Annotated in this window: 15 protein-coding genes; 14 read left to right on the forward strand and 1 reads right to left on the reverse strand. The window is 32.0% G+C overall.

The annotated features are described in order from the left end of the window. Positions 1-89: 89 nt before the first annotated feature. The 9 genes from ACWJKP_RS06355 to ACWJKP_RS06395 all read left to right on the forward strand — a co-directional run bounded on the left by ACWJKP_RS06355 (position 90) and on the right by ACWJKP_RS06395 (position 10766). Positions 90-1313: an IS91 family transposase gene (locus ACWJKP_RS06355; RefSeq protein ID WP_165415065.1), complete on the forward strand. Its 1224-nt coding sequence runs from the start codon at positions 90-92 to the stop codon at positions 1311-1313. Next, a complete protein-coding gene (locus ACWJKP_RS06360; protein WP_165415064.1) occupies positions 1294-1533 on the forward strand; it encodes a hypothetical protein in 240 nt (79 codons plus the stop codon). The genes ACWJKP_RS06355 and ACWJKP_RS06360 overlap by 20 nt, the downstream gene beginning before the upstream one ends. A gap of 475 nt (positions 1534-2008) precedes the next feature. Further along, the gene (ltrA, locus tag ACWJKP_RS06365; protein WP_224578726.1) at positions 2009-3418 is read left to right on the forward strand and encodes a group II intron reverse transcriptase/maturase; all 1410 of its coding nucleotides are present in this window, start codon (positions 2009-2011) and stop codon (positions 3416-3418) included. 188 nt (positions 3419-3606) lie between these two features. Next, positions 3607-5307, forward strand: coding sequence for an adenine deaminase (gene ade / locus ACWJKP_RS06370; protein WP_165411996.1), 1701 nt, complete (start codon positions 3607-3609; stop codon positions 5305-5307). Between the two features lie 394 nt (positions 5308-5701). Further along, entirely contained in the window at positions 5702-7402 is a 1701-nt protein-coding gene (locus ACWJKP_RS06375) for a GspE/PulE family protein (protein WP_165411995.1), read from the forward strand. A 31-nt stretch (positions 7403-7433) separates the two neighbouring features. Further along, complete coding sequence (locus ACWJKP_RS06380; RefSeq protein WP_165411994.1) at positions 7434-8639, forward strand: type II secretion system F family protein; 1206 nt, start codon at positions 7434-7436, stop codon at positions 8637-8639. A gap of 77 nt (positions 8640-8716) precedes the next feature. Next, positions 8717-9112 (forward strand): type II secretion system protein, encoded by a 396-nt coding sequence (locus ACWJKP_RS06385; protein ID WP_165411993.1) that lies wholly within the window; start codon positions 8717-8719, stop codon positions 9110-9112. Positions 9113-9206: 94 nt separating this feature from the next. Next, entirely contained in the window at positions 9207-10235 is a 1029-nt protein-coding gene (gene pilM / locus ACWJKP_RS06390) for a type IV pilus assembly protein PilM (RefSeq protein WP_165411992.1), read from the forward strand. 3 nt (positions 10236-10238) lie between these two features. Then, positions 10239-10766, forward strand: coding sequence for a PilN domain-containing protein (locus ACWJKP_RS06395; protein ID WP_165411991.1), 528 nt, complete (start codon positions 10239-10241; stop codon positions 10764-10766). A gap of 178 nt (positions 10767-10944) precedes the next feature. On the opposite strand, the gene ACWJKP_RS06400 is transcribed toward ACWJKP_RS06395, so the two are convergent. Then, on the reverse strand, positions 10945-12480 hold the full coding sequence (locus ACWJKP_RS06400) for a transposase (protein WP_224578784.1): 1536 nt from the start codon (positions 12478-12480) through the stop codon (positions 10945-10947). A gap of 267 nt (positions 12481-12747) precedes the next feature. Between ACWJKP_RS06400 and ACWJKP_RS06405 the strand changes: the two genes are divergently transcribed. From ACWJKP_RS06405 to ACWJKP_RS06425, 5 genes are all read left to right on the forward strand, one after another. After that, entirely contained in the window at positions 12748-13446 is a 699-nt protein-coding gene (locus tag ACWJKP_RS06405; RefSeq protein ID WP_165411990.1) for a hypothetical protein, read from the forward strand. 14 nt (positions 13447-13460) lie between these two features. After that, a complete protein-coding gene (locus ACWJKP_RS06410) occupies positions 13461-14810 on the forward strand; it encodes a DUF7305 domain-containing protein (protein WP_165411989.1) in 1350 nt (449 codons plus the stop codon). Between the two features lie 30 nt (positions 14811-14840). Beyond that, a complete protein-coding gene (locus ACWJKP_RS06415; protein ID WP_165411988.1) occupies positions 14841-15215 on the forward strand; it encodes a type II secretion system protein in 375 nt (124 codons plus the stop codon). A 6-nt stretch (positions 15216-15221) separates the two neighbouring features. Further along, positions 15222-15752, forward strand: a complete 531-nt coding sequence (locus tag ACWJKP_RS06420) for a PulJ/GspJ family protein (protein ID WP_165411987.1) — start codon at positions 15222-15224, stop codon at positions 15750-15752. Between the two features lie 244 nt (positions 15753-15996). Further along, the gene (locus tag ACWJKP_RS06425; protein WP_165411986.1) at positions 15997-16329 is read left to right on the forward strand and encodes a DUF3267 domain-containing protein; all 333 of its coding nucleotides are present in this window, start codon (positions 15997-15999) and stop codon (positions 16327-16329) included. Positions 16330-16404: the final 75 nt, after the last annotated feature.

Raw genomic sequence — 16404 nt, forward strand, 5'->3', positions numbered from 1 at the left:
ATAGGAAACAGCTTGCGGAAACCGCTGTGGATAACATTCTAGCTAAAAAATAGATAGAAAAAATCAGATAAATATGAGATGATTAAATCATGAAAATAAATAAGATTACTATAAAACAAATATTTGAAGATAATTATCCAGAGTTTTGGAAATTGAATAAAGAAAAGTATCCTGAAAAGATGAGAGAACATATGAATATCGAAGTAATGAAAATGATAGGATGTGGAGATATTTCATTAGGTTTTGTTGCGTATATATGCTTAAAATGTTTAGAAGTATTTAAAATAGGGTTTACATGCAAAAGTAGATTTTGCAGTAAATGTGGGAAAAAGTACATAAGTGAATGGGTAGAAAAACAAGTAAACAAGATTTTAGATGTACCGCATAGACATTGTGTATTCACAATACCAGCTGAATATAGGAATTATTTTTACTGGAATAGGGAGTGCTTAAAAGATTTACAAGACATGGTATATGAGGCTATAAACGAGTTTGCGAATGGTGTAAACTATAAAAATAGAGAAGAGTATCAGAAAAAGAAAAGGGGTAAAAAAGGAGGAGTACTTTGGCAAAGTGGAATGATAGGAGTAGTGCATACATTTGGAAGGAATGTAGGTTTTAATCCACATGTCCATGCATTGGTTCCAGAAATAAAAACAAAAGGCAATGAAGTTAAGGAGATGGAATACCTTGACTACAAATATTTCAGAAAAGTTTGGCAGTTTAAATTAATAAATTATATGATAAGTAAAAAGCCAGAGAAGAACGCAGAATACTTAAAAATGTTTAAAGATTATCCTGATGGATTCTATATAAATGCAAAATCAAGAATGAAAAGTGCAAGAGGTGCAGCAAGATATATAGGCAGATACTTAGCAAGGCCTGCGATAGCAGAATATAGAATACTTAGTTATGATGAGAAAAATGTAACGTTTTGGTATAAGAGTCATGAAACCAATGAGAGAGTAGAAGAAACAGTTACAGCGCAAGTATTCGTAGGTAGATTATTAATGCATATTACCCCTAAATATTTCAAGATGGTTAGACTATACGGAGTATATTCAGGCAGTATAAGTGTAAAAGTTCGGAAGTGTTTTGGTCTTTTGCAATACATAAAAAGTGGTCTTAAGGCAATTCAGTTCACACTAAAAATAAATTGGAAAAAGGAAACAAGAAAAATGACTTATAGAGAATTAATGATTATTAATTTTTCCAAAGATCCGAGAAAGTGTTTAAAATGCGGCCAGCTAATGGAATTGTGGCAAATATGGCATAGAAAGTATGGGTATATATATGATATGGGAACGTATTAAAAGAATTTTTAAAGGTAAAGTGAATGAGGATAGCATACCATTTCGACCACAAGAACGTGATAAAATGATACTTTTTAAATGTAAAAAATGTGGGTTTGAAGAAGAAGTGCCTGACTTTGTTGCGTTTGAATGTTATACGCCTGAAGAATATGACAAGAAAAGTGGTAGTCCTATTGTTTTGTGTATAGAATGTGGTTCAGATATGATAATTAAGAGGTGATGCCACACTATTTGTGGAGCATCACTTTAATACTCGACCGTAGGGAGATTTTGTTCTTGTGCGCCCGGCATGGGCGCAATCTAATGGGTGAAAGTCCCTAGCACGGGTTAATAGTGCCAAGTGCATAGCTTAAGACAAGGGTGTCCACCGCGAGGTGGAATTTGAAGGAAGTCGGCGGCGAAACTCTGGTCTGACGAACAGAAACTACATATAAGGCATATGCTTGTGGGTAAGTTTGCAATACAAAATGAAGCCCAAAACTATTCGAAACAGGCGATGTAAATGTAGCAGATAGATGGAGTGAAAGATTGCGTTCTTACCCGGGGAGATCTGATAGGTAAGTTGTGGATATGAATTTAGAAATAACAAACTATACAGTGATGTATGGCTGAACTATCAGAAGTCAGCAGACGTCATAGTACCATGCTAAACGCGTTAGCGTGGGAAGGACTGAACAATAGGAGGTTTTGAAATTTTGAAAGATACGAAGAAATATGATGAAAGCAGACAACTTCATAAAGAAGGCTCTCTACGAGAGAATAAAGTGGAACTTAAAGGTAACGTAGAAGTGCATAGTATTTCTCCTATGTCAGAAGAAGGAAGAAACGATGTGAATAGATACGGTAATGATTTACTCGAACAAGTATCGTCGAGAGATAATATGAATAAAGCATATAAAAGAGTAAAAGCAAATAAAGGAAGTCATGGTATTGATGGGTTGACGGTAGATGAACTTCTACAACACCTAAAAGAGCATGGACAAGAATTAAGGCAATCATTACTGGAAAACAGATATAGACCTCAAGCAGTAAGAAGGGTGGAAATACCCAAACCTGATGGGGGAATAAGACTACTTGGAATACCTACTGTAGTAGATAGAGTTGTTCAACAAGCAATCTCACAAGTTCTAATACCAATATATGAAAACAAATTTTCAGATAATAGCTATGGTTTTAGACCTTTAAGAAGTGCAAAGCAAGCTGTTGAAAAATGTAGGGGATATATTAATGCTGGACATACATGGACAGTAAATATAGACCTTTCTAAATACTTTGATACGATAAATCACGATAAATTAATAAGGATACTATCGGAAGATATTAAAGATAGTAGAGTAATCTCTCTGATACGAAAGTATCTACAAAGTGGAGTGATGATAAATGGGGTATTTATGAATACTGAAGAAGGAGCACCTCAAGGTGGACCCTTGTCCCCATTATTGAGTAACGTAATGTTACATGAACTTGATGTAGAACTAACAAAGCGAGGACTAAACTTTTGTAGGTATGCTGATGATGCTAATATATATGTTAAAAGTGAGAAATCAGCAAATAGAGTAATGAAGAGTATTACAAGATTTATTGAGGAAAAATTAAAGCTTAAAGTGAATAAAGAAAAGAGTACAGTAGATAGATCTTGGAAACTTAAATTTTTAGGATTTTCGTTTTACCGAGCAAAAGGTGAATACAGAATGAGAGTTCCTCAAAAACCTATAAGTAAATTCAAAGCAAAGCTAAAGGAATTAACTTCAAGAAGTAATGCGATGAGCATGGAATATAGATTTATGAAACTTAAGCAAGTGATAGTTGGATGGGTAAATTATTTTGCTATCGCAGATATTAAAAGCATTCTCAAAACACTTGATGAATGGTTAAGGCGAAGGATTAGAATGTGTTTTTGGAAACAATGGAAAAAGATTAAAACCAAATATAAAAACCTTGTTAAATTAGGCTTGAACAAGAATAAAGCCTGGCAATATACAAACACAAGGAAGAGCTATTGGAGAACATCCAATAGCCCTATATTAAACAAAACATTGACCAATAAATACCTTAAAAATATAGGATTAGTTTCTATATCTGAGACATATTTATTAAAACATTAATTCTTATTGAACCGCCGTGTACCGAACGGTATGCACGGTGGTGTGAGAGGTCGCTAAATAAACTAATTATTTAGCTCCTACTCGATTGCTAAAAAATTTTGGATTAACTTAGTAATGAGGAATACTGTAAGCATTTCCATAATAATTTAATAGAAGGGTGTTTTAAAATTATTAGAGGAGGGAAGCATATGGAGCAGACTCGGAGAAACATTGATGCAGCGATGGGAAGGGTTAAAGCAGATTTAGTGCTAAAGAATGCGAATTTTATAAATGTGTTTACTGAAAATATAGATAGAGGGGATATTGCTATACTAGGCGATACTATTATAGGAATTGGTGAATACGATGGAATCGCTGAAATTGATTGCTCAGATTTATATGTTTCGCCGGGATTCATTGATTCGCATGTACACATAGAATCCTCCATGATTATGCCCAAGCAGTTTGCGGAGGTGATAATTAAAAAAGGTGTAACTACAATAATAGCAGATCCACATGAAATAGCTAATGTAGAAGGAATGAACGGTATTCACTTTATGATAAATAATAGTAAAAAAGCACCTATAGATGTTTTTTTTATGCTACCTTCTTGTGTTCCGGCAACAAACTTTGAGGATAGTGGATTCGTTCTTAATGCTAATAATTTTGAGAAATTAATCAATAATAAGCTAGTTTTAGGTCTCGGTGAAGTAATGGATGTGACCGCAGTTACAAATAAGGATGAAAATATATTAAAAAAAATAGATATAGCAAAGCACAAACATATAGATGGTCACTGTCCTAATATATCGCCTAGGGAGTTAAATGCATACTTAAGCTGCGGTGTAAGAACAGATCATGAAAGCGAAAATGCCAAAGAAGCCTTACTAAAAGTTAGTAGGGGAATGTACGTAATGCTGCGAGAAGGATCAGCTGCAAGAAATTTAAAGGACATTCTTCCCGCTGTTACCAAGAATAACTTCGGAAGATTTTTATTTTGCACGGATGATAGACATGTAGACGATTTACTAGAGAGTGGCTCCATAGATAACTGTATTAGAATTTCTATAAAGCAGGGAATTAATCCTATAAATGCGTTTATAATGGCCTCATTTAATGCAGCTAAATGTTATGGTTTGTTGGATAGAGGAGCTATAGCACCAGGATATAAAGCAGATTTAGTGCTATTTGAAGACTTAAAGGGCGTAAATATAATGAAAGTTATAAAAAATGGTAAAGAGTATAAAGAATTACCGGGCACAAAACATGTAGACTTAAAAATAAAATCGTCCATGCATATGGATTTTATAGATAGTGAAATTTTCAAAGTTAAAAGTAATGCTAAAGCTGTAAATGTGATAAAATTAATTCCGAATTCCTTGCGAACTAAATTGGTGCAGAGGAAAACAGAAAGTGAACTTGGTTATATAAAGAGAGTGGCAGAAAGAGATGTATTAAAAATAGCAGTAATTGAAAGACATCATAATACAGGTAAGCATTTTATTGGATTTATAGAAGGATTAGGATTAAAGCATTGCTCCATAGCACAAACAATAGTCCATGATTCTCACAACCTTATAGTCATTGGAGATAATGATAAGGACATGGAGGTGGCAGTTAATACTCTTGTTTCGATTGGTGGAGGTATAGCTATGGTGTCTGAGGGGAAAGTTATTGCTCAGCTAAGCTTGCCAATTGCGGGGCTAATGACCTTTGAGTCCCCATATATGGTGTCAGAGCACCTAAATAGGCTTAGTAGAATTGCCAGAGGCTTTGGAGTACGAGAGGAATATGACCCTTTTGTAAGCTTATCTTTTATGGCGCTTCCAGTAATACCTGAAGTTAAAATTACTACTCGAGGATTGTTTGACTATAATAAGCATGCATTTATAAAGCTTATTGTCGAATAATAGCGGAAATAAAAATCTTACAATAATAATTAATATTATTGTAAGATTTTTTTAAAACCCATTTCTAAATGATGAACATATTAATTAATAAAGTATATTTATGAAAAGGAGATATAGGGATATTAATTTATCCCGCAAAATTAACGTTTTCTTTATAATTATGTTGAATATTCATAAAAAACTATGCGTATAATTTGCAAAATAAGGAATGCACTGATGGCGGGTATTGTGATTGGATTTAAAAAAAATAAAAAATCCGTAAATATTTTTGATATGAGTACATATACTGTCAAAGGGGTATTTAAATTTAGCGTACTAAATATTATATAATGTGTTATGAAGCTATTAATGAGAAATTTAATAACAGTGAAAACATGATTAGGAGTGGGGAAATATGAGTCTTCAAAATAAACAGAAATTAGGATATATACTTGTTAAAACCAAGAAAATAACTGAAGAACAGTTGAGATCAGTTTTGAAAAAACAAAGAATATCTGGGAAAAGACTTGGAGAACAACTTATAGAGGACAATATTTTAACGGAAGATGTAATAATAGATGTACTTGAAATACAACTAGGAATTATGAGAGTAGATTTAGAAAGAACTGTTGTAAATATGGAAGCAGTTAAATGTATATCTGAAAGTCTAGCTCTTAGATACAATTTGATTCCTATAGATATAGAAGACAATAAAATCAAAGTTGCTATGGCAGACCCATTAAATGTATTTGCAATCGATGATGTGGGCATATCATCAGGTTATGAGGTAGAACCTTTAATTACAACTCAAACAGCCATTAAAAGGTCTATAGATAGATATTACTCGTCGCAATATGTTCAAAAGGCAGCAAATGAACTAGTAAAATCTCAAACTCAAAGTGATATAAAGGGACTTAGCGTGGAGGAATCTGATAGTCTTGAAAACATTAAGAATGCTCCTGCGGTAAGGCTTGTAGATTCTCTAGTTAAAAATGCAGTAAAAAGCAGGGCTAGTGACATTCACATAGAACCCTTTGATGAGTATGTTAGGGTTAGATATAGAATCGATGGTGAGCTTCATGAAGTATTGAAGTCTCCCAAGGAAACCTTAGCTGCATTGGTAACAAGAATAAAAATACTTGGTAACATGAATATAGCAGAGAAAAGACTTCCTCAAGATGGAAGAATACTAATGAATATAGAGAAAAAAGATTACGATCTTCGTGTATCTATTCTTCCTACGGTTTATGGAGAGAAAGTGGTTATTAGAGTGCTTGACAGAGAAAACTTTCTTAAATCTAAGAAACAACTAGGATTAAGTAAAGATGACTTAGAAAAGGTAGAAGGTATAATTAAAAGCCCTTACGGTATTGTTTTAGTAACAGGGCCTACAGGAAGTGGTAAGTCTACCACGTTATATAGTATTTTAAGTGATTTGAATAAGGAAAATACTAATATTATAACTGTAGAAGATCCAGTAGAATACTTAATAGATGATATAAATCAAGTTAATGTGAATATTAAGGCGGGACTAACCTTTGCGTCAGGCCTTAGATCTATTTTAAGACAAGACCCAGATATAATAATGATAGGTGAAATCAGAGATAGTGAAACAGCGGAAATAGCGATTAGGTCCGCTATTACAGGACATTTAGTTTTAAGCACTATTCATACCAACGATGCAGCCTCAGCAGTAGTAAGACTTTCGGACATGGGAATAGAACCATACCTAGTGGCAACTTCGGTAAGTGGAGTTATTTCACAAAGACTTGTGCGAAGGATATGTAAGCACTGTAAAACTTCTTTTGAAGCTAGTAGTTATGAAAAAACAATATTAGGATTAGAAGAGCAAGAGAAGCTAAAGCTTTATAAGGGCGAGGGTTGTACTTACTGTAATAACAGTGGGTTTTCGGGCAGAACAGGTGTCTATGAGATTATGGAAATTACTAGAGAAATAAGGGAAAGCATTCTACTTAACAAAAGCATAGATCAAATTAAAGATATAAGCATTAGAAATGGAATGAAAACCCTTAAAAAGTCCTGTGAGGAGTTGGTTTATAGTGGTGAAACTACAATAGATGAATTAATAAAAATAGCTTTTTCAAAGGATAGTTAGCAGTCGTGCTAACTATAAAGGGGGTGTACGAGTGCCAGTTTTCGTATATGAGGCAAAAAATGTTCAAGGTGTTTCATTAAAAGGTAAAATGGAGGCCTCAAATGAAAGAGCTGTAACTATGATGCTTAGAGAAAAAAGCTATTATCCTGTTAGAATAAAAGAATATAAGAAATCCTTAAATGTAGATTTAAGCTCTCTTAAAATGGTTAGTACAAAGGATATATCAATATTTTGCAGACAGTTTTCAGTTATAGTTTCTGCGGGAATCAGTATAGTTAAGGCTGTAGATATAGTTAAAGAACAGACAGAAAATCCAAAGCTTAAAAAAGTTTTATATGTTGTGAGCGAAGAGATACAAAAGGGTAAAACTTTTTCAATATCCCTTAGAGAACACAAAGATATTCCAGATATGCTAGTAAATATGGTTGAGGTTGGAGAAACTAGCGGGAATTTGGACACAATTTTGGGAACATTAGCTAAGTATTATGAGAATGAGCATAAACTTCAGCAAAAAATAAAGCAGGCCATAACATATCCAAAGGTTATTGTTATTTTTTCATTTATTGTTGTAACTGGGATTGTAATCTTTGTGGTGCCTACATTTACAAATATGATTATAGACGCAGGAGGAAAAATTCCACTTCCTACTAAAATTGTTATGGGCATCAGTAATTTTTTTAGAGAAAATATAATAGCTGTAACTTTAATTATGTTATTTACTTTTCTATTGTTTAAAATTTTGGGCAATAAGGGTAAGAGAAAATTGAGAAATGATAGATATACTATGAAAATGCCTATATTTGGGAAGCTATATTTAAAGATTGTAACAGCTAGATTTGCTAGAACATTTGGAATACTTTTATCTAGTGGAGTACCAATGATTGAAAGTTTAGAAACCTGCGCGAAGGTCCTTAATAGTAGGACAATTAGTGATATACTTTTTTCTATTAAAGAAGAAGTTAAAAAAGGGATAGGTCTTGGTGATGCTTTGTCAACTAGGGAAATCTTTCCACTGATGCTTACTCAAATGATCAAAATAGGTGAAGAATCTGGTAATATTGATGAGGTCTTAAAGAAAACGGCTGATTTTTATGATGATGAGGTAGCGAACGCTACAGCACAAATGACTGCTTTAATAGAACCCCTTATAATAATAGGATTAGCAATGGTAGTCGGATTTATAGTGGTATCAATAATACTACCTATCTTTGGCATGTATGATGCAGTAGGGGTCTAAAGGGTCTAAATTTGATAATTATCAAAGCTAATACTTTGATGAATATAAATATTATATGAAAAGGGAGGAATTATAAAATGATTGAAACGATTATTAAAAAGAAGAAAAAAGGATTTACACTTATCGAACTTATTGCAGTTATAGCAATACTTGCTATACTAGGTGCTATTTTGGTGCCAAAAATTACAGGCTATTCTGACAGTGCTAAGAAAGCTAAGGCTATATCGGATGCTAAAATTATAGTGAATGCAGCAGCAGCCTACAATGCTGATCATGAAACTGCACAAATTGCAGATACAGGTACTTTTAAACTTGGATTAGATGCAATTATAGGAACTGGAACTGGAAAAGTTATAGAGGTAAAACCTAGTGAATTTGCTGAGGTCACAACATTAGCACAATTAAAGGTGATTGCAGCTGCTGGCAAAGATCATATAATTCTTGATAGTAATGGAATGGTAACATCTAACTAATTATTTAAGGTTTTTAGCTTAATCAAGGTTATTCAATGCTTTGGTTAAGCTTATTATTGAATGAAATTTTATTACTAAACATGAGGTGAATTAAGTGTTTGAAAAGGATAGAATTGCTTTAGACTTAGGTTCTACCAATATGAAAATAATGATAGGTAATAAAAAACAAGTTAAGTTATTTGAAACTATAAAAACCTCAGAGGGTAGCATTAAAGATGATAAAATAGTGAATCTTGAAGAAATCAAGGATTCACTTGGAGTGTTTTTAAAGAAGAATAACATTAGAACAAAGGAGATTGCCTTTACTATCCATGGACAAGAGGTTATATCAAGACATATAGAAATGCCAATAATGGATGATAGAGGAATAAAAACTTCACTTGAATGGGAAATGGATCAGTATCTCCCAAGAGATATAAGCGAATACACTATCGATTATGAAATTATAGAGAAAATAGATACCACAGAAAAAAAAGCATTAAGACTTTTAATTTCGGCTGTACCTAAAGAAAAAATCAACCAATTAGTTAAAATTTCTAGAATGTTAAATTTAGAGATTGTAGCAATAGATATTTCTTCTAACTGTACACGTAGAGTGTTTAAAGATGCTTCAAAAAAGAGTACTTCATTAGAGAATATTGGAGTTATAGATATTGGTAGTAACAATACCAATATAATAATATTAGATAAAGGAAAACTTTTTATTGAAAGAGAAATTCCATTTGGTATAAATAATATACTCAAGGAAATTATTAAAAAAGAAAACATTGAGCACATTAGTGCATTTGAATATTTAGAAAAAAATATTAATTTTATAGAAAATAAAGATGATAATGAACTTGAAGGCAGAATAAAAGCACTTTTTAATAATGTTTTATTAGCTTTAGAAAAAATAGTCACTTTCTTTACAATAGGTAAAACTAAGGGTAATTTGGATAGTATATATTTAATTGGCGGAGGTTGTGTAATTAATGGTTTAAGTGAATACGTTAGTAATTATTTTAACTGCTCTGTATATATTTTAGATGATGCTAAAAGTATTGGAGTGAAGACAATAATTCCTACTGATTGCAATATAAAACATTTTATTGGCACCCTAGGTCTTTTACTTAGAAAGGAGTAACTCATGTCTGAATTAAATTTAATACCCTACGAACTAAAGGTTAAAAGAGAGAGGAAATTAAAAGTCAAGAACTATATTTCCATGGGAATTATAGTTCTTGCAATACTCTTTACAATTGTATATGTTCCCAAGCTTTATTTGAAGAAGCTTATTTCAGATGAATCGGATTTTAAAACTGAAATTGCTGACAATTACGAAGTAGTTCAAGAAAACAAAAAGATTTTGTCAGATATCAAAAACTATAACTTATATAATAATGAAGTAGAGTTATTAATAAAGCAAAAGGTAAGTGTCACAAACAAAATTAAAAATCTTGAAAAATATATTCCGGTTGATGTATCACTTACAGATATTAATTATTCAAAGGGAACAATAATGATAGGTGGAGCTTCAACAAATTATGCTTCAATTAGTACTTTTGCTGCAAACCTTCAAATGTCAGTTGAGTATCCAATAGCTAAAATTGGTAACATAAATAACCCTGATATTAAGACAAAAGGGTATATATTTACTATAGAGATAAGTGAATAGATATATTTAGTAGTATAGTCGGAAAACAATAATTAACAATTTCCATATTTAAGTATTAAAAGTGCTTATTTGAATGAAAAGTTATATTTGAATTAATTACGGACATGACAAAAAGACTTTTTTATACACTATTTTAAAAAAGCCGTAGGCTGGTTATTGAATTGAAATTTATTTTAAATTACGCAGCTATATTTTTAAGAGTTGGGAAAATATCGGCAAGGGCTATTAATCTTTCTGATGCCCAAGCATCTATGAAACAGCAAAATGCACCAAGAAATACCCTTGTTATTCTACACCCAACAGAATAAATAATTGCATCTTCAGCATGAAAATTGTTATTTATTCTATCCCAACATCTTTCAGTAGTTGAACGTCTTTTATAAAGAGATTTCCATTGTTTTGAACCTCTTAATATTGGAGTGAAATACCTTGGGTTGTCTAATGTTTTAGTGTAATAAGATTTATTGCTTTTCATAGGACATTTTTCACAGTTTTCACATTGAACTGGGAATAACCATTTATGTCTATATTGTTTACTAATAATTCCCCAATTACGAAGCTGATGTCCACAAACAGTTCCGTGTGGAATAGCATTCTTATCAAGTTTAACAAATTCACTATTTGATGAAGGTTTTGAAGAACGTGAATTTAAATCAATAATAGGATTTATTCCATAATGCATGCATAAAAGATAAAAAGCATTAGCATCATAAGCAGAATCTAAGGCTACAGAATGAAATTTAATTTCAGGATATAAATCCACAAGTTCTTTAAGTGCATAAACGCCAGTAACAGCATCATGGCGTGCCGCGCTAACAAATTTAATATGGATAGGTAGGCTGTAAAAGCTATCACAGGCAGTAAATCCGTGATAGGTATGACCATAGTAATAATGTTCATTAAAGCTATCCCAACCCCAGCTAGCACTGGGGTCGGTAAACTTTCGATAACAGTCACAATGTTCTCCTGGTTTAAGTTTGCAATCACAAACTTTTTTACCGTAAGGCGAAGCCTGTGTTGGCATACAGGTTCCGTCGCCAGCAATATTTAGTTTAGAAGGATCGCCCAAAATACCCATTGATAAAGAAGGAATAACAAATAATTCTTTAAGTATGTTGTTCATTTTGGATTCGCTTCTGTCAAGGAGCTTTGAATTATCATATTTTAAGATTCTTTTAACTAAACGGTCAACTACACCAGACTTGGAGTTATTCATCTTTTGGTTTTTCTTTTGTTTTTTACGTGGTTTACGTTTAATTTTACGCAGTTTGGATTTATTAAGGATCTTATCCTTATGAATCAGCCTATCCATAAAATCATAAAAAGTACCTACACCAGGAATTCGGTCAACATGTATGCCTTCGGCTTTAGAGTCTGAATAGCAAGCGGGTATAAAGCCAGATAAAATTGAATAGAAAGGGTCTGAACGTAATGTTTTTACCCAAGATGATATACTAGTTTCTTTACAATAAGCCATGATAATAAGTGACCTGAGTAATGCTACCGCATCTTTGGGCGGAGCCCCTTGATTAGATTTAGAGTAAGTACTTTCTATTAGAGGGACAATTCCGGTTAGGTCGGTAGACCAGATTTTAGTTATTTGTGAACTACGCTCAAACAAAGTGATTTGTTGATTGGTTTGAATATAGAATTTTTCTAAAAATGTTTCAAGAAAATATTGATATTGAGAATGAGAAACCTTAACAGTTAACATAAAAACACTCCTCGCAAATGAAATAATGTAAAAAAATATACATATTTAATTTTGCGAATTTTTACTAGCTGTCAAGTCTTATTTCACAATGTTTAAGTAAAAAAGATTAAAAGTAATACGAATAGCTTAAATTTTCTAGGTTATTCGTACAATATGAGGCACCACGAATTTTTGAGGTGAAGTTGATTTTTGAGCAAAATGAATCAAGAGTTAGCAGTACCTTAAGAGTTTCCGAGAGTGCACATTTAGAATTTTGAGGTGATTTTATTGAGCAATTTTAGTAAGAGAGAGAAACTTCTGGTTATAGTAGGAACCATTTTAGTAATCTTGTATCCATATTACAATCTTTTTCTAAAACCAATAAGCCAAAAAATAAAGATTGTAAATCAAAGCATAAGTGATAAAAAGATAGAATGTGATTCGATTGAAAAATTTAATGGTTCGAATATAAGTAATACTGAAAAGCTAGAAGATATTAAAAATATATATAATGAATCAGTAAAGGTGCTTCCTGAAAATGAAAGAAATCCTGAGATATCTTATAGCATAAATACTTTTGCCACTAAGAATAAAATTAAACTAATTTCTGTTGCCTTTGGGCAAAGTGTAAATTATTCTTCCAAAAGTAGTGTGAATAATTCTGCAAACATCACTGCAAATGCCAATACCAATACCAATGAAGTAGATAGTTCTATTGACAGTACTAATCATAAATTAATGTTTGTACCAGTAACAGTTATAATTAACGGTGATTATTCATCTGTTTTAAGTTTCATTAGTGACATAGAAGGGGATAGTAGATTGGCTGAGATAGTTGATATAAGTATGTCTTCAATACAGGGAGAAAGCAAGGGGACACAAGCAACTATTGTTTTGAACTACTATTCTACTGAAGGTACTATTAAAAACAAACCAAGCTATGATTTTAAGGATGATAATGTTGGGAAAAGTAATTTGTTTAATTAAGGGGCTTGATATTAGTGTCTAGAAGCAGAAATATAAAGTTACAAAAGCATAAGGGATCTTCTTTATTACTGGTAATTGCTATAGTTGGTGTTTTACTTATCTTGTGTCCGGCTTTAGGAACGAGTGTAGTTTGGGAAGCTAACAATGCAAGGAATCAAGAAAAAAAGACACAAGCATATTATATAGCAAGAGCGGGGGCGGAAGCTGCGGCTAAATATATAGAATCTATGAACAGTAAGGATGTGAGTACATTGGTATCTCAACTGCCACTCCATTCTGATAATACTATTTTTGGTAATGGTAATTTCAACATAACAATACCAACTATAACAGATGGAAAATTACTAATTAAATCAACAGGTAAAGTTAATAATGGTAAAGATTCCGGTGGAAGTCCAAAATATATTACAGATACAGTTACAGTTGTTCTTAAAAATACTATATCACCTACAATCATTACAACAGCTATTTTTGCTAATAGTAGTATTATTCTTAATGGCGGTAGTGTGGATGGAGATATTGGGACCAACTCTATAGCTGCTAATTCAATTAAGTATTATAAGAATGTAATTACTAGCGGTCATAAAATTATAATTCCTAATACTGGGAATAATGGTGAATTAGAAGGTGCAGTAGTAAAAAAGCAAGGAAATTGGATTAAACTTGTACCCGTAGAGAATTCACCTAACACTGTTGTTGGAAATTACCCAACGCCAGTTATGCCAAGCTTCCCAAATGGTCTTGCAAATATGGGTAATATTACGATTAATGGTGCTAGTAGCGTAAATATTAGCACTGATGGATGTTATGAAAAAATTGAAATATTAGATGACACTACTCTAACTATTAATACAAGTACAGGGGATAGAAATATAAGAATAAAAAATTTAAACATGAAACAAGGTAAAATTGTAATTACTGGAGGTAATAAAGTTAATCTATATGTGGACTATTGTATTAACCTAAAAGGATATGTTAACAGCGATGGAAAATCAAATGGAGATAAAAACAAATTACAATTTTATTGTAATAATACTACTCCATTTACTATGGCTGCTGAAACTCATATTTACGGTTCTGTAACATGGGGCACAGGGGAGATTATATTAACTGGATCAGGTGCAATTATAGGAAATTTAACCTCCATAGGAACATCCATTCTTTTTGATGGTGGAAGCTTTTTAGGTTCACAAATTTTATATGCACCTAATGCAGATATTACTTTAAATAGTGGAAAGATTACAGGCGCTGTTATTGGAAATACAGTTACCGTCACTAATAGCGGATTTGTAATAAAGTTACCTAGCAATCTGCCATCTTTATCTGTTAATTCAGATAGATACGAAATCTCCTATTGGAAATAAAAAAAATAATTATTTTTAGGAAGTGAGTTTATGAAAACTGTTTCAAAACAAAGCGGGTTTACATTAGTAGAAGAAATCGCTTCGCTTGCAATAATTTCAATAGTATTAGTTGCATTTTTACCAGTTATTACAGGTAGCTTAAAAAATATTCATGTTAATGGTAATAGGACTATAAATGTTTCTTCTGCTGAAAATATAATTGGGAATGCAATAAAAGGTAATTCGACTACAGGTGTAGTTCAAACAAGCAAGATGATTACAATGACGTTGAAAGATTCTGAGGGCATAACAATACTAACACCTGGAAGCATTAAAGGTACGGTGTTTACTTTTGATAAAAGTGGTGACAACCAAACAACGCTATCTACCTTTGTTCCGTTGGATGAAGCGATTAGAGGAGAGTAATATTAAATGAATCAAAATAAGGGCTTTCATAAAAAGGGATTTACACTATTGGAATTGGTTGTAACAATTCCAATAATGATAATGGCTATAGCTTTAATTTTTTCTATTGGAGATTTTGGAAATAGATATTTCAAAAAAACTAATATACAAATGAATAATCAACAAGTTGTTAGACTAGTTGGAGATTATATTAAAAAAGATATTAGAAGTGCTAAAATAATAAATAGTGACAAAACAATTGTTAAAGAACAAAATGTGAATGTTAATTATTATGTATTAGCATACACAGGTAATCACTTAGTAAAGCAAGTAAGGAAAAATAGTGATGAAACTTTAGTCAGTGAAATAACCATAGGTGATATGCTAACAGATTTATCTTTTTTGACTGCTACGGATAAGGGGATGCTAAAGTATAAAGTAACAAATAATGCTAACGGACAAAATTATAGTGTAACATATGAAGTTGTACTTGATAACATAAGTACGGTTGTGTTACCTAGTGCCAGTACACCAACTATATATTATGCAAATAATTAAAGTAATAAATAATAAAAATAGTTTAACAATTTAAAGACATGTCAATACTTTCAAAAGAGGTGATGGCATGTCTTTTTAAATTACGTGGAAAACGCATGTAATATGCATTTTAATAACATTTATAACCGTAAAGCTCTTGGGGAGTAGCGCAAATAACATACTAGATAATTTCTTTCTAAAACCTTTTATTTTTTACCCAACGTCAAACTTAATCATTAATTTTTACATATATGTGTTGCTTCTTATGATTCCTATATCAATTGCCCATGAGAGTATACATGGATTAGCATTTTTAGCTTTTGGTGGTAAAGTTAGGTATGGATTCAAAGGCATTTATGCATATACCCAGGAAATATCTGAGCTACCTATAGATCGCACTAAATTTCTAATCATCCTTATGGCACCTTTAACAGTACTGTCTATTATAACATTATTGATACCTATTTGGCTGGGGGGTATAATATTCCTGATTAATTTACTAGGAGCTTCAGGGGACTTGTATATGTCTTTTAAGCTAATAAGGTATGACTTTAATTGTAAAATAGTTGATAAAAAATATGGATTTGATGTAGTGTAGGAAAGCCATGGGTTGAAATAGCAGTCCATGGCTTTCCTATTTTTTTAATAGCATCTAGATTTCTTTTACTTAACT

Source organism: Clostridium sp. CM037, assembly GCF_055081095.1.